The 21,642-nt window shown below is 38.0% G+C and carries 23 protein-coding genes; 12 read left to right on the top strand and 11 right to left on the bottom strand.

Annotated elements, in window-relative coordinates:
* Nucleotides 1–8 precede the first annotated feature (8 nt).
* The 7 genes from RI845_RS13280 to RI845_RS13250 all read right to left on the bottom strand — a co-directional run bounded on the left by RI845_RS13280 (nt 9) and on the right by RI845_RS13250 (nt 4,313).
* Entirely contained in the window at nt 9–737 is a 729-nt protein-coding gene (locus tag RI845_RS13280) for a hypothetical protein (RefSeq protein WP_348386645.1), read from the bottom strand.
* A gap of 95 nt (nt 738–832) precedes the next feature.
* A complete protein-coding gene (locus tag RI845_RS13275; RefSeq protein WP_348386644.1) occupies nt 833–1,210 on the bottom strand; it encodes a DUF1428 domain-containing protein in 378 nt (125 codons plus the stop codon).
* A 154-nt stretch (nt 1,211–1,364) separates the two neighbouring features.
* Nucleotides 1,365–2,066 (bottom strand): DUF6090 family protein, encoded by a 702-nt coding sequence (locus tag RI845_RS13270; RefSeq protein ID WP_348386643.1) that lies wholly within the window; start codon nt 2,064–2,066, stop codon nt 1,365–1,367.
* Between the two features lie 115 nt (nt 2,067–2,181).
* Nucleotides 2,182–2,553 (bottom strand): hypothetical protein, encoded by a 372-nt coding sequence (locus tag RI845_RS13265; RefSeq protein WP_348386642.1) that lies wholly within the window; start codon nt 2,551–2,553, stop codon nt 2,182–2,184.
* Nucleotides 2,554–2,644: 91 nt separating this feature from the next.
* Nucleotides 2,645–3,136, bottom strand: a complete 492-nt coding sequence (locus RI845_RS13260; RefSeq protein ID WP_348386641.1) for a hypothetical protein — start codon at nt 3,134–3,136, stop codon at nt 2,645–2,647.
* 80 nt (nt 3,137–3,216) lie between these two features.
* Nucleotides 3,217–3,681 (bottom strand): hypothetical protein, encoded by a 465-nt coding sequence (locus tag RI845_RS13255; RefSeq protein ID WP_348386640.1) that lies wholly within the window; start codon nt 3,679–3,681, stop codon nt 3,217–3,219.
* Nucleotides 3,682–3,893: 212 nt separating this feature from the next.
* Nucleotides 3,894–4,313, bottom strand: a complete 420-nt coding sequence (locus RI845_RS13250) for a VOC family protein (RefSeq protein WP_348386639.1) — start codon at nt 4,311–4,313, stop codon at nt 3,894–3,896.
* Between the two features lie 316 nt (nt 4,314–4,629).
* On the opposite strand from RI845_RS13250, the gene RI845_RS13245 reads away from it, so the two are divergent.
* The 11 genes from RI845_RS13245 to RI845_RS13195 all read left to right on the top strand — a co-directional run bounded on the left by RI845_RS13245 (nt 4,630) and on the right by RI845_RS13195 (nt 16,425).
* On the top strand, nt 4,630–6,870 hold the full coding sequence (locus RI845_RS13245) for an ABC transporter permease subunit (RefSeq protein ID WP_348386638.1): 2,241 nt from the start codon (nt 4,630–4,632) through the stop codon (nt 6,868–6,870).
* A 20-nt stretch (nt 6,871–6,890) separates the two neighbouring features.
* Entirely contained in the window at nt 6,891–8,525 is a 1,635-nt protein-coding gene (gene pstA, locus RI845_RS13240; RefSeq protein ID WP_348386637.1) for a phosphate ABC transporter permease PstA, read from the top strand.
* A 45-nt stretch (nt 8,526–8,570) separates the two neighbouring features.
* The gene (pstB, locus tag RI845_RS13235) at nt 8,571–9,395 is read left to right on the top strand and encodes a phosphate ABC transporter ATP-binding protein PstB (protein WP_348386636.1); all 825 of its coding nucleotides are present in this window, start codon (nt 8,571–8,573) and stop codon (nt 9,393–9,395) included.
* Nucleotides 9,396–9,411: 16 nt separating this feature from the next.
* Nucleotides 9,412–10,116 (top strand): phosphate signaling complex protein PhoU, encoded by a 705-nt coding sequence (gene phoU / locus RI845_RS13230; protein ID WP_348386635.1) that lies wholly within the window; start codon nt 9,412–9,414, stop codon nt 10,114–10,116.
* A gap of 233 nt (nt 10,117–10,349) precedes the next feature.
* Nucleotides 10,350–11,027: a TIGR00153 family protein gene (locus RI845_RS13225; protein ID WP_348386634.1), complete on the top strand. Its 678-nt coding sequence runs from the start codon at nt 10,350–10,352 to the stop codon at nt 11,025–11,027.
* Between the two features lie 11 nt (nt 11,028–11,038).
* The gene (locus RI845_RS13220) at nt 11,039–12,304 is read left to right on the top strand and encodes an inorganic phosphate transporter (protein WP_348386633.1); all 1,266 of its coding nucleotides are present in this window, start codon (nt 11,039–11,041) and stop codon (nt 12,302–12,304) included.
* Between the two features lie 267 nt (nt 12,305–12,571).
* Nucleotides 12,572–12,817: a DUF1161 domain-containing protein gene (locus RI845_RS13215; protein ID WP_348386632.1), complete on the top strand. Its 246-nt coding sequence runs from the start codon at nt 12,572–12,574 to the stop codon at nt 12,815–12,817.
* A gap of 392 nt (nt 12,818–13,209) precedes the next feature.
* The gene (locus tag RI845_RS13210; protein WP_348386631.1) at nt 13,210–14,115 is read left to right on the top strand and encodes a hydrogen peroxide-inducible genes activator; all 906 of its coding nucleotides are present in this window, start codon (nt 13,210–13,212) and stop codon (nt 14,113–14,115) included.
* A 130-nt stretch (nt 14,116–14,245) separates the two neighbouring features.
* Nucleotides 14,246–14,794, top strand: coding sequence for an RNA polymerase sigma factor (locus tag RI845_RS13205; RefSeq protein WP_348386630.1), 549 nt, complete (start codon nt 14,246–14,248; stop codon nt 14,792–14,794).
* Nucleotides 14,787–15,491, top strand: a complete 705-nt coding sequence (locus tag RI845_RS13200) for an anti-sigma factor (RefSeq protein ID WP_348386629.1) — start codon at nt 14,787–14,789, stop codon at nt 15,489–15,491. Before RI845_RS13205 ends, RI845_RS13200 begins: the two co-directional genes overlap by 8 nt.
* 1 nt (nt 15,492) lies before the next feature.
* Nucleotides 15,493–16,425 carry a hypothetical protein gene (locus tag RI845_RS13195; protein WP_348386628.1) on the top strand — a complete coding sequence of 311 codons (933 nt, stop codon included), beginning with the start codon at nt 15,493–15,495 and terminating at the stop codon, nt 16,423–16,425.
* A gap of 100 nt (nt 16,426–16,525) precedes the next feature.
* On the opposite strand, the gene RI845_RS13190 is transcribed toward RI845_RS13195, so the two are convergent.
* From RI845_RS13190 to nadK, 3 genes are all read right to left on the bottom strand, one after another.
* On the bottom strand, nt 16,526–16,867 hold the full coding sequence (locus RI845_RS13190) for an outer membrane protein assembly factor BamE (RefSeq protein ID WP_348386627.1): 342 nt from the start codon (nt 16,865–16,867) through the stop codon (nt 16,526–16,528).
* Nucleotides 16,868–17,018: 151 nt separating this feature from the next.
* Entirely contained in the window at nt 17,019–18,683 is a 1,665-nt protein-coding gene (gene recN / locus RI845_RS13185; RefSeq protein ID WP_348386626.1) for a DNA repair protein RecN, read from the bottom strand.
* 259 nt (nt 18,684–18,942) lie between these two features.
* Nucleotides 18,943–19,824, bottom strand: coding sequence for an NAD(+) kinase (nadK, locus tag RI845_RS13180; RefSeq protein ID WP_348386625.1), 882 nt, complete (start codon nt 19,822–19,824; stop codon nt 18,943–18,945).
* 179 nt (nt 19,825–20,003) lie between these two features.
* Here nadK and grpE point away from each other — a divergent pair, with 179 nt between their 5' ends.
* Nucleotides 20,004–20,639, top strand: coding sequence for a nucleotide exchange factor GrpE (gene grpE, locus RI845_RS13175; RefSeq protein WP_348386624.1), 636 nt, complete (start codon nt 20,004–20,006; stop codon nt 20,637–20,639).
* 97 nt (nt 20,640–20,736) lie between these two features.
* Here grpE and RI845_RS13170 read toward each other — a convergent pair whose 3' ends face one another.
* Entirely contained in the window at nt 20,737–21,633 is an 897-nt protein-coding gene (locus tag RI845_RS13170; RefSeq protein ID WP_348386623.1) for a response regulator, read from the bottom strand.
* Between the last annotated feature and the right edge of the window lie 9 nt (nt 21,634–21,642).

The following is a 21,642-nucleotide window of genomic DNA, read 5'->3' as shown; positions in this document are numbered from 1 at the left end:
GAAAGTTGTTAGCAATTTTTCTCAGATGTTTCACTAAAATTGAGTTTGTGTTTCTTTTGTAAAAACGACAGCCACATTTTCTCGAAGTCTTTAACTGTAACTTTAAGAGTTAAGTTAATATTGCCATTAGATTTCACTAACTCTACTAGTTTGTCATGTCCCCATTTTGAAATAATAAAGTCTGTCAAAAAGTAGCCAACCTTGTAAATGTTGAATGGGTGCTGCTCCAAACTTTCTATAGTTGGATAGGAGTTTGCAGAAAAACATTTTAACTTGGATATATCAGGCACAGGTGGGCGGCCTGATTCATAAATAGCGGTAGCTTCCCATAACCAACGAGGATTGTTATTGAAAGTAGGGTTAACTGCTAATGTCACTAGGTGAGTATATTCGTGCACAACACCCAAGCCTAACTCAGGTCGCCCATTAAAAAAGCGAGCCTCCCATAAATCTTGGACTACGTAACCTTGAACATATTTAGCATCATCTCCATATGATTGTTCAAATTCATTACGGTCTTGCCAAATTTTAATGCTTACAGGTGGCATATCTTTTACGTTGAAATTTTTAATTATCCGCCTGTAGTGTAAATCAACAGTCTCTTCTATTTCTTTCATTGTATCGTTAGGGACATTGCCGACGGCAGCATAATTTATTTGATTAATACGTTCTTCTGCTAATAAGGTACTTGAGAAAAAACAACTGAGTAACAGGGGGACAATTGAAAAGCGGCGCATAAAGAATCCTTTTTTCTTTTAGTAATAATTGGCAAAATATGTGTGAAGCGAAACCAAGCAAAATATTTGCAGTTCTGCTTTAAAATAAGTTGTTATTAGGCGTTTGGAGTAGAAGTTTCAACGAGAGGCTTGAAGCCACCGTAAGCCATTCGCTCAGCATTAAACCCAGAATTAGAAACTTCAATCAAATCAGCCATTCTTGGATCAGCCGCGACCTTCTGGTTTACCAAGTCACGTGTTTCACGAGAATCAAATACTACCCAGCCAAACACTATGGTTTCATCTTCTGTTGCCTTTAAAACATCAGTAAACGAACGTGTACCTGCAAGCTCCATATCGTCACCAACAAATTCGCAGTAGTCAAGCGCACCATGTTCTTTCCAAATCTTTGCAGCTGCTTCAGCTAAACACTTGTATTCGTTTAGGCGAACGCGAGAAATGGGAAAGACAAAGCCATCAATGTAATTAGACATAATTTTCTCTGTAGTGACTTCTAGTAGAGTTTCATTTCCACTCTTCTATCTTTGACTTTATTTTAACTCTCATCAATCCATCAAAGTACTGTTCCAATTAAATATCCTTAAGAGACATCATAAAGCCAGTGCCGCAGCTTGTTATGTGATGAGGTCATTCTACAGGTTTCATTTCAAAGTTGTTTTTCTCAAGGTATGTCTCTATTTCGAATATTAGAGAATCTAGGGTTTTCCCATAGCTGTCCAACGCATCGAGATACCACAAGTTCCAACCGATATGAATGTAGCGAAATTGATTTCGAACAGTAGCAAGCTCGCGAGCATCAGTCGTCAGCAGTCGAGCATTACCCGAATCCCAAACTTTCGGGACTGAATTGCGTCCCAAATCATTTAGCCCTTCGTCGAAATCATTGCCGTTATCGATAATTCGTGCTGTTCTGCTCTCGTAAAAATTACCAAGACGTGCCACCAAGTCAGGCGCATCTAGCTTGCTTAATTGCCCCGCGGCAACCATTGTTGCCCACGCCGAACGTCGTGGATATAGTGTTCTATTTTCAAGAAATATTGCGTCAATTGCTTCTTTCATTGAGTCCAAAGGTATAGAGTCGGGATTTGAAAACCACTTTTCCAACGCTTGATATTGTTTATCTCTGATGAATTGCTCTGCACGGATTTCGTTAACGTCGGCTCGATCTTCTCGCATTTCCTCTAGCATTTGGGCCAGTGCTGTATGAGCTGATTGCCTCGCTACTCGATCTTGTGAAACTCCTTCTAAGAATATCGCTAAGTACACGGCTACGATAATCAGGGCGCCTTCACCGATTATCTTGTTCCAAGGGAGTTTCGGTACATTCATTGCTTAGCCTTTGATTAATTCATATTGTTTTAATCTTAGTCTACATAAGATTGTGCGATTTTGACACATCCATAAACTGTTTTTTGTCCTTGCTAAACAGCTTGTTATGTTTACTTTACTCTAAGTAACGCACAAACGAATATCTATAAGTATCGAACAAAGTCGACTGATGTTTACGCAACTCAACTTTAACATTGCGTCTAATCGGTAAATGCTTAGGCAGAGGTGCTTTTACGAGAGTTTCTCTGTCTGGCACTTTGACCATGAGATAAATTTTGTGTCCATCATCACGTAATGATGCGTGTTGGCTGATAACAACTCCATTAACAGCTATAGAATTGTTAGAAGAGAGTCCTACAACAAGCCAGAGAATAATAATTAAGGCAAGAAAAGCCAAAGACCAAACACGAAAGTTTTTGTGTTTACCTTTTGATATCTCCTTATCTAACTTTTGCTTCAACTCCGGACGCATAATTCCTGTACACATAACGCCCTAACAATGGGCAAAAAAATTTGTTGGCTAAGATTGGCTACGAAGGAGCAAAGCCAACTGTTGGCAGTCCCGCTCGATTGTCTTGTTATACGTATTTACAACAACCTTCATCAATATGTACTTCCTTCACTATTCCATTTCTGAAGAAAAGCTCTACAAACACGTCTTTTTCAATAGCGTGAAAGCCAAATTCAAATTTTCCTTTCTCCGAGCACGTTAGCGATTTAAGGTAAAACTTTGAACGCACATCTTCCACTGACAATTGACCGAAAGTAGGCTTAATTTCTCGGAAAAAAAGATCATTTAAGTAGGTGAATAAAACTTCTGGTTTTCTTGCTAATTTGATAAATTCATTCAAAGCATCTTCTCTCGGGCCATTTAGATTTCCATCTATGGCTCCGAAATCAAATTTTTCTGGAAGTTTTCCGACAGGATTCTCAATCTGCCAATATTCATCTACTTCATCTTTAAAGTATTCAAACGCCCCTAATTCAGGAACTTCAAATGTAACACTCTTTTTTCGCCCGAAGAGATTTGAAAAGAACACCATGAACTCCTTGATACGTATAGCGCCCATTTAAGGGGCTGAAAATAGCTTGCTAAAATGTGTACGAGGCGGTGCCATCAAACTGTTAGCAATCCCGCTTAATTGGCTTGTTATAAGTTGCCTACTCTACTGCTTTGACTTTCCCTACTCGGATCGTGAGGCATGCAGTTGTTATAAGCATATGCTACATGATGGCGACCATTATCATCCAAAATATCACACTTAAGATTGCAAGGGTTACCTAATGCGCTTCGCCAATAGTGATGTTTGTTTTCGTACTCTGCTTCAAATGCTACAGAGATTTTTACCGAGATAACCCATTCCGATGGGATATTATGTTTTACCAACAATCGATTGAGCATATTGTGATAATTGCTAATCATCAAATCAAAGTCGTTTGAAAGTGGAGTTATTTTTTTACTTCTCAAGTCGACAAAGACTGCCTTTATTTCATGCTGAACGACAAGATTGTAAAGTTTACCGATAGCCCAATAGCCATCAATATCATTATTTCGACTATTGAATGAACCGATAATACCGCTAGCGATACTGCCTAACTCCTTTCGACGAGCCATAATTCTCCAGCGACTTATAACAGCTTATTATGTAGAACTATCAGTAATTACAGTCTACTTTGATAAGCACCAACTTACATTAATATCTATAAATATCATACAATTAAAATTAAAAAATATTTATTACTAAAAGTAAACAATGAAAAAATGTGTGATTTGAAGAGGTGAAGTAGGGGCAATATTGCTCATTGCCCCTTGCATAAGTGTATTGCTTAATTGACTTTGAACATTACCTCTGGGGTTACCATGGTTTTCATTTCAAGAACATTACCGTTAGGATCTTCAATAAAAAAGGTTTCTTGTTCATATTCAGTGCCGACAAAACGACGATAAGGCTCGTCTAAATAAGGAACACCTGCCTTTTCAATGCGCTGTTTTAATGCTTGAAACTCGCTTTCTGGTAAATGTATACCAAAGTGGGGGACAGCTACTGCACCCATATCAACGTTATGTCTTACGGTTGGTAAACGTTCTTCACTCTGGTGTATGGTTAATTCATTGCCCCAAAAATCAATGTCTATCCAGCGACCTTCTTCGCGGTTACCCGTTTTACAACCTAGTACGTCGCAATAAAATGTTATCGCTGTGTTGAGATCGCCCGCAGGAATGGCAAGATGTAAGCAGTTGGACATAAATCCTCCTTGAGATTTAACGTGATGAGATACAGTTTTTGTTTTTTATATAATCAAACTGAAATTAATACGATAGTAATGGCTTTGGTTGCCAAGTGCTATTTACGGGCTGAATTATGCTTTTAGTATATGAACGTTAAGGAAAATAATGTTTACACTAGGGTTATTACCAATAAACGTAATTCCCTGTATGCCTTGTTTGGGAGGAGGTTTGAACGACTAAATGTCGACTATTTCTTTGTTGTAATAAAACTGTCACATAACTGTCTTATAATTTCTAGTGTCGAATAAAGAACACTTATTTTAAGGTTGCAAAGTGACAATTTCTGCAAAATCTTTTGAGCCAAGGCAAGTTAAAAACAAACTGGCAAAATGGCTTATTTCTGTTGGTGGTGTGAGTGTATTGTTTACCCTCGTGCTTATTTTCATGTACCTAGTGTATGTAGTTAAACCTGTTTTTGAATCAGCAAGTGTAGAACAACTTGCTTTGATAGAAACAAAATTAGACACTCAAGTTTCACAAAACCTAGCTGTTGGCGTTGATGAGTTAAAAGAAATAACTTTTAATATTAACAGTAACGGTGAGATCAATTTTTACCAACTGAAAGCAAATGATACTCACCAAACTGGTGATTTATTGCTTTCTGAAAAACTAATTTCTGAGCAAGATACATTACTAGATGTATTTACCACGAACACCAATCAATATGTATTGTTAACAACCGATGGTTTAATCAGGGTTATTCAACCTACGTTTAAGGCCAGCTTTGTTGCTGATACACGAACAATTAGCCCAAGTGTTGCTTACCCATTGGGTGAACAACCTATCATTATTGATGAATATGAAAACGCTTTATCAATATTCTCATTTGCAATGACCGAAGAGCGCGCAGTTGTTGTTGCCTTAACCAATGATAACCGCTTAATTAAAACCTCTTTAATTGCTGAAGATGACTTTAATTACGACCCTGAGTTTTCAACAGAATTTCAATTAATTAAAGACGATGTAGAAAGTCTCGACTTTGTTGAAATTACACCAGACTTATCTATGGCAATTGCTGTTGAAAATAACTCTGTAAGTATTTTTGATTTAAGCGATGAATACGACGTGCCTGTTAAGGCCATCTTTAATCCAGTTTATGAATCTGGCGCAAACATAACGTCTACTACATTATTGTCTGGCAGTAGCTCGGTGTTGTTTGGTACAAGTGACGGCAAGGTGCATCAATACTTTGAGGTTGCTGGTGAAAAAGGCCGAAATTTTCAATTAATTCGTTCATTTAATGTAAGCGACAACGAAGCTGTTGCTGCTATTTATCCTGAAACTTATCGCAAAAGCTTTTATGCGGTAACCCCAACCGGGCAAGTAGGTGTTTACTATACCACCTCTGAAGCTGAGCTTTGGCAGGGGAAGCTACTTGATAATGCCGAACAACCGTTTGCTATCGCACCACGAGCAAATGGTGTAGTAATTGGTAATGCACAATCGATTGAGCTTTTCAGTGTTCATAATGAACACCCAGAAGTTACCTGGTCGGCATTGTGGCAAGAAGTTTGGTATGAAGGTTACCCTGAGCCAGACTACATTTGGCAATCTACTTCGGGCTCTGATGACTTTGAAGCAAAGTTCTCATTAGTACCTATCTCATTTGGTACCATGAAGGCCGCTCTTTATGCAATGTTGTTTGCTGTGCCAATTGCGATTTCAGCAGCCATTTATACCGCTTATTTCATGCCTCCGGTAATGCGTAAAACGGTTAAGCCTACTATTGAATTAATGGAAGCACTTCCAACGGTTATATTAGGTTTCTTAGCGGGGCTTTGGTTAGCACCGCTTATTGAGGAATATCTACCCGCGGTATTCTTATTGGTTATCCTATTACCACTGGCAACGTTTGCAACCGCATTTGCATGGTACAAGGTGCCTAAAAAAATCAAATTGATTTTACCTGAAGCGTTTGCGCCACTTATTTTATTGCCTGTACTAATTGTTGCCGGACTATTGGCATTTGAAATTTCGCCATTTATTGAAGATGTCATGTTTGGCGGCGACATGCGCCAATACATCACCAATGACTTAGGCATAGACTTTGACCAACGTAATGCATTGGTTGTTGGTATAGCAATGGGCTTTGCTGTTATCCCTACTATTTTCTCAATGACCGAAGATGCAATATTTTCAGTACCAAAGCATTTAACCTCGGGTTCATTAGCGCTTGGCGCTACCCAATGGCAAACCTTGATTAAAGTGGTATTACTTACTGCCAGCCCAGGTATATTCTCTGCAGTAATGATGGGCTTAGGCCGTGCTGTAGGTGAGACTATGATTGTACTAATGGCAACCGGTAATACACCTGTTATTGACTGGAGCATATTCCAGGGCATGCGTACGTTATCAGCAAATATTGCGGTAGAAATGCCTGAGTCAGAAGTGGGCAGCTCTCATTATCGAATTTTATTCTTAGCAGCCTTTGTGTTGTTTATATTCACCTTTATTTTTAACACGCTCGCTGAGTTTGTACGTCAGCGTTTACGTGAAAAATATAGCTCGCTGTAAGAATTTTAGGAATTATAGAAATGAATAAATGGTTTAAATCAGGCTCTCCTTGGGTTTGGCTAAGTGCAGCAGGCGTATCAATCAGTTTGATTTCGGTTGTGGGTTTATTGTGGTTAATTGCGTCTCGTGGCTTAACTTACTTTTGGCCAGCACAGATTCACCAGTTTGAAATGATCAGTCCAAGCGGCGAGACTTCAACAGTTATTGGTGAAATATATGATGTTGAACGCATCCCTGTAGAACAATTGGCGCATACCAATATTGACACTAAAGATGCTGCTACTATTGAACGATTTTTAATAAAAACCGGTAACCGTGAATTAGTAAGTTTAGACTTTCGTTGGATTGTTGAGCCACTTATCACCAAGCAAACCCAGCCAGCAGATGTGGTTGTTATTGAACGTCGTACAAATGGTAATTTTTACGGCTTCATAGAACAAGTGTTCATGGATGGTAAGCAAGTATCTATTAGCGAACTAGACAGCTTTTTAGAAAGAGTAAACACCTTACAAGATGACATTGAAGATTTGCAAAAAACGGATATTGGTGCAATTAATTATGGTTTGGAGACTATTCGCTTAAAAGAGCGTAAAGCTGAAATTGAAAACACCTTAACCGATGATCTTAAAGCTGAATTTGCACAGCAACGAAAATCACTTAATGATGAGTATCTTGCCTTAGAAGAAGAGCTTAATGTTATGCGCAGTGCCGTACAACGCGACAAAATTGTTGTACGTGCTATGGGCGGTGAGCAAGTAGAAATTAACCTTGAACAGGTAATGCAAGTTAGCTTTAACAACCAGTTAACTTTAATAGAAAAAATTGGTAAGTTTTTCAGTCAAATAAGCAGTTTTTTAATTGACGACCCAAGAGAAGCGAATACAGAAGGCGGTGTGTTCCCTGCCATATTTGGTACGGTGTTAATGGTATTGCTAATGACCGTTATTGTTGCGCCACTTGGTGTTGTTGCTGCTATCTATTTACATGAATATGCTGGTAATAATGGCTTTACTAAATTACTTCGTATTGCGGTGATCAATTTAGCCGGTGTACCGTCAATTGTTTATGGTGTGTTTGGTTTAGGCTTTTTTGTATATATGGTAGGTGGCTCACTTGACCAAATATTTTACCCTGAATCGTTGCCAAACCCTACGTTCGGCTCACCAGGCGTTCTATGGTCGGCACTTACGTTAGCTATACTTACGTTACCTGTGGTCATTGTTTCTACTGAAGAAGGCTTAGCACGTATTCCTTCTAGTATGCGTCATGGCTCGTTAGCCTTAGGCGCAACGAAAGCAGAAACCTTATGGCGTATTATTTTACCTATCGCAAGCCCTGCAATTATGACCGGAATTATATTGGCAATTGCCCGTGCTGCCGGCGAAGTTGCACCATTAATGCTAGTGGGGGTTGTTAAAATGGCACCTACATTACCACTAGATGGTAACTTCCCGTTCTTACATTTAGAACGCAAGTTTATGCACTTAGGTTTCCATATATATGACGTAGGATTTCAAAGCCCTAACGTTGAAGCGGCTAGACCGTTGGTGTACGCGACAGCATTTTTATTGGTCACCATTATTGTTGGCCTGAATATGACCGCAGTGTCTATTCGAAACAGATTACGTGAAAAGTATCGTTCGTTAGAGCACTGATACTAAGCACAATAAATTTAAAATTTAAACAGAGTAAAATTTACGATGATTAATGTAGCTCCAGAAGTATTAATGCAAAACCAGCAAACGGTAGATATTAATGATTTACCCGCTGAACAAGTTGCACTGGAAATTAAAGGGCTAAACCTTCACTACGGTGATAAACAAGCGCTTAATAATATTTCAATGAAAATACCAAAAGGTAAAGTAACTGCGTTTATCGGCCCTAGTGGTTGTGGTAAATCCACGTTATTACGTTGTATTAACCGCATGAATGACTTGGTTGATATCTGTAAAATTGACGGTGAAATTGATCTGCACGGTGAAAATATCTATGGTAAACATGTCGATGTTGCACAGCTTCGTCGTAAAGTTGGAATGGTGTTTCAGCGTCCGAATCCTTTTCCAAAATCAATTTATGAAAATGTAGTTTATGGTTTGCGCTTAATTGGCCAAAACAACCGTCGTGTATTAGATGAAGCCTGTGAAAAATCACTTCGTGCTGCCGCATTGTGGGAAGAAGTGAAAGACAGAATTCATGACAGCGCCTTAGGGTTGTCTGGTGGTCAGCAACAACGTTTAGTAATCGCTAGAGCAATTGCAATTGAACCAGAAGTACTGTTGCTCGATGAGCCAACATCGGCACTTGATCCTATTTCTACCTTGGTGATTGAAGAACTAATTACTGAGCTAAAAGAAAAGTACACAGTAGTTATTGTTACTCACAACATGCAGCAGGCTGCACGAGTATCAGACCAAACTGCGTTTATGTACATGGGCGACCTAATCGAGTACAGCGATACCAATACGCTATTTACGACCCCAGCAAAGAAAAAGACAGAAGATTATATTACCGGCCGTTATGGTTAATTAAGGAGAAATATTAATGGATACGTTTGATACAGGCCGTCATATTTCTGGCCAATTTAACCAAGAGCTTGATGCAGTTCGCAATAATGTGATGAACATGGGCGGCATGGTAGAACAGCAGCTTAAAAATGCATTAACTGCGGTAAGCGAAAATAACGAAGAGTTGGCTAGAAAAGTACTTTCCAGCGATTACAAAATAAATTTAATGGAAGTAACCATTGATGAAGAGTGTACTCGTATTATTGCAAAGCGCCAACCAGCGGCAAGTGATTTACGTTTAGTGATGGCAATTATAAAAACCATTGCTGATTTAGAACGCATAGCAGATGAAGCTGAAAAGATTGCTAAAGTAGCCTTAGAACAATTTAATGCTAAACAACAAGATTTATTATTAAACTTGGATAACCTAGGTCGTTTAGTATTAGGAACTTTGCATGACACCTTAGATGCTTTTACTCGAATGGATTTTGATGCTGCATTAAAAGTACATCAAAGTGACAGTCGTATTGATCGTGAATACGAGGCTTTAATGCGACAATTAATGACATACATGATGGAAGACCCTCGTTCTATACCATCAATTATGTCGGTGATTTGGTCTGCCAGAGCGTTAGAGCGCATTGGTGACCGATGTCAAAATGTTTGTGAATATATTATTTACTTTGTAAAAGGTAAGGTAATACGTCACATATCAGAAAAGGATGTTCCCAGTATTTTCTAGCAATAATTGAGCTAGTTAAATATGGAATTAAAAAATTTAATTTTGCAATAAGTAAGCTAAACTTGATGCAAAGTTAGTCGTTTTAGAACAAGTTGTATTTTTTTTGAACATATTAGGTTATGTTAGAAAAAATAGCATGTTTTTCATAAGTTAAACTTTTAAATTATCTGGTAAATAAGGTATATTTGCCAAGATTTTAACAAGCAACACTATATAGTTGCAGGATAAAAAATATGAGTGGAAATACAATCCTTGGCGTTTTTGCAAAATCGCCGTTAAAGCCGTTAGAGCAACATATTCGTAAAGTAAATGAATGTGCTGATCTTCTTCCTTCTTTCTTTGTTGCTTGTACCGCAGGTGATTGGGATAAAGCTGAGAAAATTCGTAAAGATATTTCTTCGCTTGAAAAAGCTGCAGATAAAATGAAGCGCGATATTCGTAATGAATTACCGGGCGGAATTTTTATGCCAGTACAGCGTACTGATGTTTTAGAGCTTGTAAGCCAACAAGATAAAATTGCCAATAAAGCAAAAGATATCTCAGGACGTATTTTAGGTCGTCAATTGGTTATACCAGCTGAGTTATCAGATGATTTCAATAGCTACTTAACGCGTTGTATCGATGCGATAAAGCAAGCTGCAGATGCCATCAATGAACTTGATGATTTACTAGAGACTGGCTTTCGTGGCCGTGAAGTAAAGCTAGTAGAAAAAATGATAATCGAATTGGCTTCTATTGAAGACGATACTGATTATATGCAAATCAAACTTCGTAGAGCTTTAATGGCCTTAGAAGAAAATATGAACCCTATTGATGTAATGTTTTTATATCAAATTATCGAATGGGTTGGTGATTTAGCAGATCTAGCTGAGCGTGTAGGTGCTCGACTAGAAATTATGTTAGCAAGATAAGGTAGATTCTAATGGATATTTTAGCTAATTACGGTTCTACCCTAGTTATTTTCGCTGCCATAGTCGGCTTTGTTATGGCTTGGGGCATTGGTGCAAATGACGTTGCTAACGCTATGGGTACTTCTGTAGGCTCGAAAGCGTTAACGATTAAACAAGCAATTATTATTGCAATGATTTTTGAATTTGCCGGTGCATATTTAGCGGGTGGTGAAGTTACTTCTACTATTCGTAAAGGCATAATAGATTCAAGTTTTTACATTGATACACCTGAACTCCTAGTGTTCGGTATGATCTCAGCACTGCTTGCAGCGGGTACCTGGTTGCTTATCGCATCTTATATGGGCTGGCCAGTGTCTACTACGCATTCAATTGTTGGTGCCATTGTTGGCTTCTCAGCAATTGGTGTTGGTATGCATACCGTTGATTGGGGTTCAGTTGGTGGTATTGTTGGTAGTTGGATTATAACGCCGCTTATAGCCGGGGTCTTCGCATTTGTGATATTTAACAGTGCGCAAAAGCTTATTTTCGACACCGATAACCCTTTAGCATCAGCAAAAAAATGGGTTCCTCTTTATATGTTTTTAGCTGGTTTTGTATTGTCTTTAGTGACAATCAAAAAAGGTTTAAAACATATTGGTTTAAACATTGGCTCAGTAGAAGGTTACTTGTATGCAATTGCTGTAGCGGTTGGTGTAGCAATTATTGGTAAATTCTTTATTTCAAGATTGAAATTTAAAGAGTCTAAAAACCGTCGAGCTAACTACATTAATGTTGAGAAAGTTTTTGCTGTATTAATGGTAATTACTGCGTGTGGTATGGCATTTGCTCATGGTTCAAATGATGTTGCCAATGCAATCGGTCCATTAGCCGCTGTTGTTTCTATTGTAGGAAACGATGGTGAAATCGCATCTAAATCTGCACTAGCATGGTGGATCTTACCTCTAGGTGGTATTGGTATTGTTGCCGGTCTTGCTTTGTTCGGTCATCGTGTAATCGCGACAATTGGTAAAGGTATTACTCACTTAACACCAAGTAGAGGTTTTGCTGCTGAACTTGCAGCAGCCTGTACGGTTGTTGTTGCCTCTGGTACTGGTTTGCCTATTTCAACTACACAAACTTTAGTTGGTGCTGTATTAGGTGTGGGCATGGCCCGCGGTATAGCTGCAATCAACTTAGGTGTAGTACGCAACATTGTTGTGTCTTGGGTTGTTACGTTACCTGTAGGTGCCGGTTTATCAATTATGTTCTTCTGGATGATTAAAGGCGCGTTCATGTAAACGCTTTTACATTATCGAATAAAAAGGCCAAGCATATCGCTTGGCCTTTTTGGTTTTAACGTCCGAATAAATTCGAACCAACCAAGGTGAGTACTTTAGTTGGCATGAACTTGTTTGCGCGTATACAGCTTTAGTATTGGAAGAATGCAAAGCCATGGAATGAAAAGTTGCGTTAACATTAAAGTAACAAATTACTAACAAACTATTGCAGTATTATTTAGGCAGGTTGTTAATATATCCCCAGTCAACTTACTTAAGGAATCATCCATGAAAAAACTTATCGTATTAATTACCAGTGCATTATTATTCTCAGTTTCAGCGCAAGCAGAAGTTAAAGACTGTGATGAATTAAAAGATGAAATACATACAAAAATTTCAAACAATGGCGTAGAAAATTTTGATTTGTTAGTTGTTGATAATGATGAAGTCGAAGATCATGATGGTTATCAAGTTGTAGGCAGCTGTGAAGCTGGCTCTCAAAAAGTTCTATACAAGAACTTATATAAAGGCTAAAACCTTTAAAATTCTAATTTCTCTGAAGAGCTCATCGACATCGATGAGCTTTTTTTTTGCTCATGGACGAGCTATATGCAGAAATGCCATGGATGGTTTATTTTCTGTTTGCTTCAAGGATGATGGAATGCAAACCACCAAGGATGGTTCTAGGTTTGTAAAGCTCATGGACGAGCTATATGCAGAAATGCCATGGACCGCTCATTAACATCCATGTTAGCGCGGCATATATAATATCCCTATTAAAAACGGTTTATTTTCTGTTTGCTTCAAGGAAGATGGACTGCAAATTGCCATTTCCTGTTCTAGGTTGATAAATTTAATATTGGCAAAAACTCAATTTATAGATTAAATTTATTAACCTACTATTGTAAATTTGATTGAAAATATCGATGAACACACATTTACCAAATTTAAAGCATCTGCAATACCTACTCGCATTAAACGATCATCAACACTTTCATCGCGCCGCGGATGCGTGTTTTGTCAGTCAATCAACCCTCAGCAGCGCTATTATCAAACTTGAACAACTTTTAGATTGTCAGCTTATAGAGCGTGACCATAAAAGTTTTGTCTTTACTGCACATGGTAAAGCTGTTGTAAAAATGGCAGAGCAGTTAATTCATAGTGCTACTGATTTAGTTGAGTTTTCAATGTCGCAGGGCCTAATAAGTAAAGGCCATGTATATTTAGGCTGTATACCTACTATTGCACCGTTTTTATTAACTGATGTGATATCTGCCACTTCAAAATTATTACCTGATATTGAATTATTTATCAAAGAAGCACCTACCGATGAGTTGCTCAAACAACTGGCTAACGGTGACATTGATATTGCTATTCTCGCTTTACCTATTGATAACAAACATAGTCATAACTTTAAACAAACCCATTTAGGCAACGATGAGTTCTATTTGGCCGGTAACGAAGAGCTAGTAAAACAAGTGATAAGCGATGAAGGATATAAAAATATACCAGACGAAAGTGTATTTTTATTATCAGAGGAGCATTGTTTAACTGACCACGCATTATCAGCGTGTAAATTAGTGAACCAATCGAAAATAAACCCTTTTGCTGCAACGTCATTAGCTACACTTTTGCAAATGACTATTCACCATAATGGCTTAACCTTTTTACCTGAAATGGCGATAAACAAGGGGATTGCCGGGCATGCATATTTAACGGTTCAAAAGCTAAATAAACACCCATATAGAGAAATTGCAATGCTGGAAAGAAACGGCAGTCTTCGCTCTGAAACCTTTAATTTATTGGCTAAAGTGATCACTGACTTGTTTTAATAAACGTCTTAAGAAAATAAAGTTGAAAAATAATTCAAAACTTTCAAACTTTTTTTCTATTCCTTCCTACATATATAGTAAATCGATATAAATAAAGAAATAACAATGATTAATTCGCTAGGTAAATATTTTGTTTGAGCGCAGTGACGAAACGTTGATAAACCTTGCTTTAAAAGGGAAAAAATCTGCTTGGATGACGTTATTAAAACGTTATGAAAAGCCGATTTACAACTATACATTACGAATGGTTAGTAACCCTGATGATGCGCTTGATTTATTACAAGATATCTTCATGGCAGTATTTAAAAATTTAGCTTCGTTTCGCGGCGATAGTAAATTTAAAAGCTGGCTGTTTCGAATCGCCCATTATCGTTGTATTGAATATTACCGGCGGAAGAAGCCCCATCAATCTCTTGATGATGAACCTGAGCAAGAAGCCAACATTAGTGATAGTTGCCCTGAGAATGATATAAAACAATCACAACAGTCTGAAGCATTAGCAACGGCGATGAAAATATTACCGATAAATCAACGTACCGTCGTTGAACTGAAATTCTTTCAGCATTTCACTTTTGATGAGATCGCTGGTCAACTCGGTATATCAAGTAATACGGTCAAATCGCGTTTATATAGCGCGCTGGATAAATTAAAAGGTGTTTTGGAGGTAGATTATGTCTAATTCAGAAAATCAAAAAGATCATGAATTTAAATTATGGTTAGATGGAAAGTTAAGCCCAGAGCAAAGCATGAAATTTGAACAAGATATTGCTGATGACGAAGCTATGCAGCAAAGACTTGCAACAGCACGTTTCATTGAACAGCAAGTACATTGTTATGAAGAGCAAGACGTTCCAGCTTGGGATCGGGAAAGTACTTTTAACGTAGAGTCAAAACCCTGGTGGCAATGGCAAGGACTACCCGCAATGTCTATGGCATTTTCATTATTTGCTATTTGCCTGGTCATTTTTAAAGTTGAATTAGTCATGCAAGACAATGGGCTTTTGGTGAATTTTGGTGGGAATAGTGTTCAACATAATTCTGCCGACGTTGACAAGCTTATTAACCTACGTTTAAAAGAATTTGCCGCCGAGCAACAAGTTGTTATGGCAAATTATGCAGCGGATTTAAAAGATGACCAGCAAGACAATAACTTAAAACTTGCCACTTATTTAATGAGTGCCGCCAGACAAGAACGTAAAGAAGACATTTCGAGCTTTGTTAAGTTTGTAAATGAGCAACGTGACGAAGACGCTATTGATCAAAAGTTACGTTTTCAGAAACTTGAATATGCATTGCAGTCGCAATCAATTGATAACAAATTAAATTCCCCAATGCTTAATAAAGCAAACTTTGAACAACCTGTGCAGGAGCAATAAAATGAAAAATATTAACAAAGCGGTTTTACCTCTGGCATTGGCATCAGTGATGTTTGGCAGTAATGCCAATGCTATGGATTTTGATAAATTGCATCAACAGCTAGACATTATGAGCGATATTATTAAAACCTCAATTAAGAAACAAAACGACAACAAAGGAGCTCAACTTACTCGTATTGAAAGCCATTACCTAGCAGGGCAGGGTGTTGTGTTTAACCTTAATGTGTCACGAGTTAGACATTATGGTTATAGCGTTGCGCCGCCGGTTATGCCTGTAATGCCAGTAGCACCGCGAGCTCCATTAGCGCCACGCAGTCCAAAAGGGCATGAAGGCGAGGAATTGTTTGGTGAAAATTTTGAGATCGTTATTGAAGAAGCGATGGAAGAAGCTGCGATAGCGATGGAGATAGCAAATGAGAGTATGCGTTATGAAGTTGAAGAACAGCGAGAATTGCGAGAACAAGAACGCGAGCTTTCTTATGAGTTAAGAGATTTAGCACGTGAAGAGCGTGATTTGAACTATGAAAAGCTGCATTTAGATGACGATGAAAAAGCGGAATATCAACAAGAGGTAGCTCAGCTTGAGAAGCGCAAAGCAGCGATTGAACAGGCTAAGTTAAAAGTTAAAAAACGTGCTGATGAATACAGAGCTAAAGTGAAAAAATTACAAGCTGAAAAAGCCAAACAGCAACAAATGTTTTATGCACAACTAGAAACAAGTATTACTGATGTTCTGTGTAGTTATGGTGGTGGGTTGAAAGAGTTACCCGACTCTGAATATGTTTCAATGATAATTAAAGGTGCAGGAACAACAGAGCATGGACGAACGAAAGACAAAGTTTTGGTTTTTAACAAGTTAGACGTTAAGAACTGTGTACTTGAGCGTATTGATGCTGCCGGGTTACTAAGTAAGGCTAATGGCTATCAGTTTTAGTTAGAAATAGATAATTGGCAATTCTAAGTTAATTCATCCATGAATTAAAAAAGCCCAGTATTGTGAAATACTGGGCTTTAAATATTTTTAGATACTGTGATTACTGACCCATAGGTACGTGGAAGTTTTCACCAACCTCAAAATCACCTTCAGCTTTGGTGAGTATGTCACCATCAAAACTTAAAACTAACTTTTTACGTTTATTAAACGCTTCATCTTTACCCGAAAGAAACTCATAAACATAGTACCAAGTATCACTGTTAAAACTGTCTCTTATTACTGGGTTTCCAAGTACATACTTAACTTGTTCTTTAGTCATACCTACTTGTAATTTATCAATTTGTTTTTGTTCTAGGTAATTACCCTGGGGTATGTCTATTCTATAAACACAGCCCGAAACTAAGCATAATGCCAAGCTTAAAATTATTGCGCGAGATAACATCTATTTTTTATTCCTATCTTTGCTGAGCAAGGATAATAACCAAGCCAGTTAAGAGATTAAAGGTTTTTGTCATATATTTGCAAAATTTATCATAATTATTCTTACCTTCCTATGAAATCCTGCAGTTTTCAAGATTAAGACTATAGATTAATTAACCCGCTAAAAGTTCCTTCGCATTCGCTAAACTTGTTTTTGTTATTTCATCCCCTGCCAATAAACGAGCTATTTCGTTTGCTCTGGCATCAAGATTAAGTTCTGTAACACTGGTTTGAGTATGTTTTCCGTCGCTCAGCTTTGCTACGAATAATTGTTGGTGCCCTTTACTGGCTACTTGTGGCAGATGAGTTACACAAATGACTTGTGTAGATTCTCCAAGTTTATTTAATTGCTGGCCTACCTTGGCTGCTGTAGGTCCACTTATCCCAACATCAACTTCATCAAATATTAGGGTGGGAGTGACAATTTTTTCAGCTAAAATCACTTGGATGGCTAAGCTTATTCTTGATAGCTCGCCACCAGATGCAACTTTGGCTATTGGTTCTACCGGTTGCCCTGGATTCATACTTACTAAAAACTCAACATTATCCGTACCATGTGCAGTTGGCTCATTTATGTCTTTTTCATCTACCGCTAATTTAAATATTGCATCGGGCATATTCAATTGTCTAATCGACTTAGTGATCGCTTTTTCCAGCTTGGTTGCAGCTTTAATTCTGCTTGCTCTAAGTTTGCAAGCGAGCTCTTTGTACGCCAAAAGACAAGCATCCATTTCATCATGAATGAGTTCAAGGCGTGAATCATCAGATGCAATAGCATGTAATTCTTTACAAATTTCACTGTGAAAACTATCCAGACTTTCTGGCGCTACTTTATGCTTTCTCGCTAAATCTACTGCGGTAGAGTAACGCTCTTCGATTAATGCAAATGTTTGCGGGTTCAAGTCGATACTTTGCTGATACTCAATTAGATCATGGCTTGCTTCTTCAAATTGTATTCTCGCTTCATTCACTAATGTTGCAATCGAATCAACGCTGGGGTCGAGTTCTGCGAGTTGATTTAAGTGTTCAGTTGCTTTTTGTAATTGACTGAGAAGATTAAATTGCTCATCCGCTGATATTTCTTGTACGCATTGTTCAGAAAGCATCAGTAATTGCTGCGCATTACTGTTACGCTTGAAATCGGCTTCCAGTTGGGTAAATTCATTCGCCTGCAAGGCAAACTCATCAAGTTCTTTAACTTGGTATTGTAATAGCTGTTGTTGAGCAAGTCGTTGTTGTTTATTTTGTTGAAGAATTTCTAGTTCACTTTTCAGTTCACGCCACTGGTTTTGGTAAAACTTAAGCTCAGTTAACATTTGTTGATGATTCGCATAATCATCTAATAATTGACGTTGTTCCTGGTTTTTCATTAGTAATTGATGATCATGCTGACCATGAATATTTAATAGGTATTGGCCAAGATTTTTTAATTGAGCTAAAGGCACAGGACTGCCATTTATGTATGCTTTAGAGCGACCTTCGGCGCTTATTACTCGCCTTACGATACATTCATCATCTTGTTGTAAGTCGTGAGTAGCAAGCCACTTTAATGCTTTTGGGGTATCGGTAATGTCAAAGGTTGCAGTTAGCTCAGCTTTACTGGTACCTGGCCTAACCGTGTTGGCTAATGCTCTACTACCTAAACACAACCCTAATGCGTCTATGGCAATGGATTTACCAGCACCGGTTTCACCTGTGATGGTGGTCATGCCTTTGTGCCAGTCTATTTCAACAAAGCTGACGATGGCGAAGTTTCTTATGGCTAAATTTAATAACATGATCACACTCAATTATTGATTAATGAAATAAGTACTGTTGATTTATACAGTAAAGTTATCAGTGTTTATTTATGAATGCAAATTTAAATTACCTTCAGGGATGAAGGTATGCCGAATTACCATGGATGGTACCAATTCGGCGAGCTCAGGGATGAAGGTATGCCGAATTACCATGGATGGTAGCAATTCGGCGAGCTCAGGGATGATGCTGCGCCGACAAGTTGAGAAGGTAAAAGTACTGTTACTTTTACCTAATGTGCTAATAAACTTTATTGCCCCAACTAAGTTTTGTTCTTAAAACATTAAAGTAGTCATGATCGAGAGGGTGGACTAAACGAAGTGTATATTTACATTTTTTTATGCGTATTTCGTCGCCAGGCATCACAGCCAAAATCACATGACCATCACAACTCACTTGCAATTCTTCATGATTATTTGTGGCTACTACCAGTCTTATTTCACTGTCACCATCAACCACAATAGGACGAGAGCTCAGTGTATGTGGAAACATTGGCACCAACGAAAGGGCGTTTAGGGTTGGCGTCATTATTGGGCCACCAGCTGACATTGAATATGCTGTTGAACCCGTAGGTGTAGATACAATAATACCGTCAGAGCGCTGCGAGAACATGAATACATCATCTAAATAAACGGCAAACTCCATCATACTGGCAACTTTTCCTGGATGCAGTACCGCTTCATTCATTGCACTGTTTGAGCTTTTTAATTGGCCATGTCGATATACTTCGGCCTGAATTAAAAAGCGTTGCTCAGTTTTAGAACGTCCGTCAAGAATTGCTTCAAGAGGTTCTATTAAGTTATCTGGTGATAAATCAGTTAAAAAACCCAAGTTGCCACGGTTAACACCAAGCACGGCAATGTCGAAACTGGATAACACTCGTGCGGCCCCCAGCATATAACCATCGCCGCCAACAACTATTGCTAAATCAGCCTGCTTGCCAATATCAACAATATCAAAGGTATGGGCATCTGCTTTATTTAACTTATTGGCAACCGATGTTTCGATCATGACGATATAGTCATTGCCTTCTAAATAATGATGAAGGGCAGCGATAGTCGCTAATGCGCCTTCATGTTCGGGTTTTCCGATAAGGCCTATCGTTTTATACATTTTACTCATTCGAATAGCGCTAATATATTGTTTATTATGGCAGTTTTACCGACATTTTTCCTATTGTAAAGAGCGCAATTAGCAAATAGTTAAAAAATGTCCTTGAAACCTTTAATAAAGCCCCCATAATTACCACAATTATGAAAAATAAGTCCTGTCTTGGGCGAAATGATATTGTGGAGTTATCGATGACTACTGAGTCAACAAATACTGATAAAGACGTTTCAGCAACAGAAGCTGAAGTAAATACAACTGAAGAGCAAGTTGTTGAGCAAAACGATGTTGAACAAACTGAAGCAACAGCCGAAGTGGTTGAAGAAGAAGTGGTTGTTGAGTTGAGTGCTGAGCAACAAAAAATTGCTGAGCTTGAACAAGCATTAGCTGCTGCACAAATGACAGTTGCCGATCAAAAAGACTCTGTTATTAGAGCTAAAGCTGAAGTTGACAATATGCGCCGTCGTAGTGCTCAAGAAGTTGATAAAGCGAAAAAGTTTGCATTAGAAAAGTTTGCCGGTGAAATGCTAAACGTAGTTGATAACCTAGAGCGTGGTTTAGCAACCATTGATGCTGAAGCCGAAGAGCAAAAAGCAATATTTGAAGGTGTTAACTTAACTCTACAAGGCTTATCATCAGGACTTGAGAAATTTGGTGTTAAAGCCGTTGACCCACAAGATCAACCTTTTAATCCAGAGTTGCATCAAGCAATGTCTATGCAAGAAGTTGAAGGTGTAGAGCCAAATACTGTTATTGCTGTTATGCAAAAAGGCTACGAGCTAAATGGTCGTTTAATTCGTCCTGCTATGGTTATGGTTTCTAAAGCTTAATCATCTGAATATATTTAGATGATTAAAAGAGCTAGAAAGTTATCTTTCTAGCTCTTTTTTTGCTTCAAGGATGAAGCAATGCAGTCATCCTCGTAATTTACTCTCTTGTTTTTCTGATTAAGTTATCTATTTGCCATTGCATGGCGTGGTGTTGCAGAATTAGTTGGCAATGAGTTTTAACTCTAGCTGATAAAATTTCAGGGATAATTGGCTTAGTTATGTAGTCTACTGCACCAAGTTCAAATCCTTTAATTACGTCACTTACCTCAGATAAGGCCGTTGTAAAAATAACTCTAATGTTTTGCGTCAGAGGGTTGCGCTTTAACTGTTTACAAAAGGTTAAGCCATCAATATCAGGCATCATAATATCGAGTAATATTATATCTGGAGGTGAGTTTGACAAACAAACCGTCATTGCTGAACTCGCGTTGTTTGCTGCTTTTACTTTATATGTCGGCTTTAAAATTCCAATAATAATTTCAATGTTCATTGCTACATCATCAACCACTAGAATCTGAATTTCTTCAAGTGTAGTTTTTGCTGCAAAGCGGCTACTTTTAAATTTGTCAGCAATAGCTTGAGGTTGATTTCTGATAGGAAAGTTAATTGCATGCAGTAACCGTTCGGTCAATATAGCCTGGTTAAAAGGCGGTACAATATATTCGGTAATCCCATGTTTAATAAGTTTATCAATTAATACTGGGGTAATAATGTTAGAAATAACAATAAAAGGAATTTTGTAATTTTGTTCATTGTTTCTAACAAAACTCAATAACTCAAAAATATTTTCATTATCTATGTTCTCCCAAAAACTAATAATTAAATCGAACTTTTTAATTTGCAGATAACTCTTACTTTGTTCAACAGATGTGGCAACGTTTTTACTGAAGTTGAAAGCGTTAAATCGGGAGTCAAAGTTAAGTTCATCTTGTGGATTGAAATTAACGATAAGAACCGATTTTTGCTGTAGTAACGCTAATGCATCTTGTGGCATGTTTGTTCT

Origin of the sequence: Thalassotalea nanhaiensis, from assembly GCF_031583575.1 — a bacterium.
Taxonomy (GTDB): Bacteria; Pseudomonadota; Gammaproteobacteria; order Enterobacterales; family Alteromonadaceae; genus Thalassotalea_A; species Thalassotalea_A nanhaiensis.
Note: the sequence above shows the minus strand (reverse complement) of the source record. Positions and strands in the feature narration are given on the sequence as shown.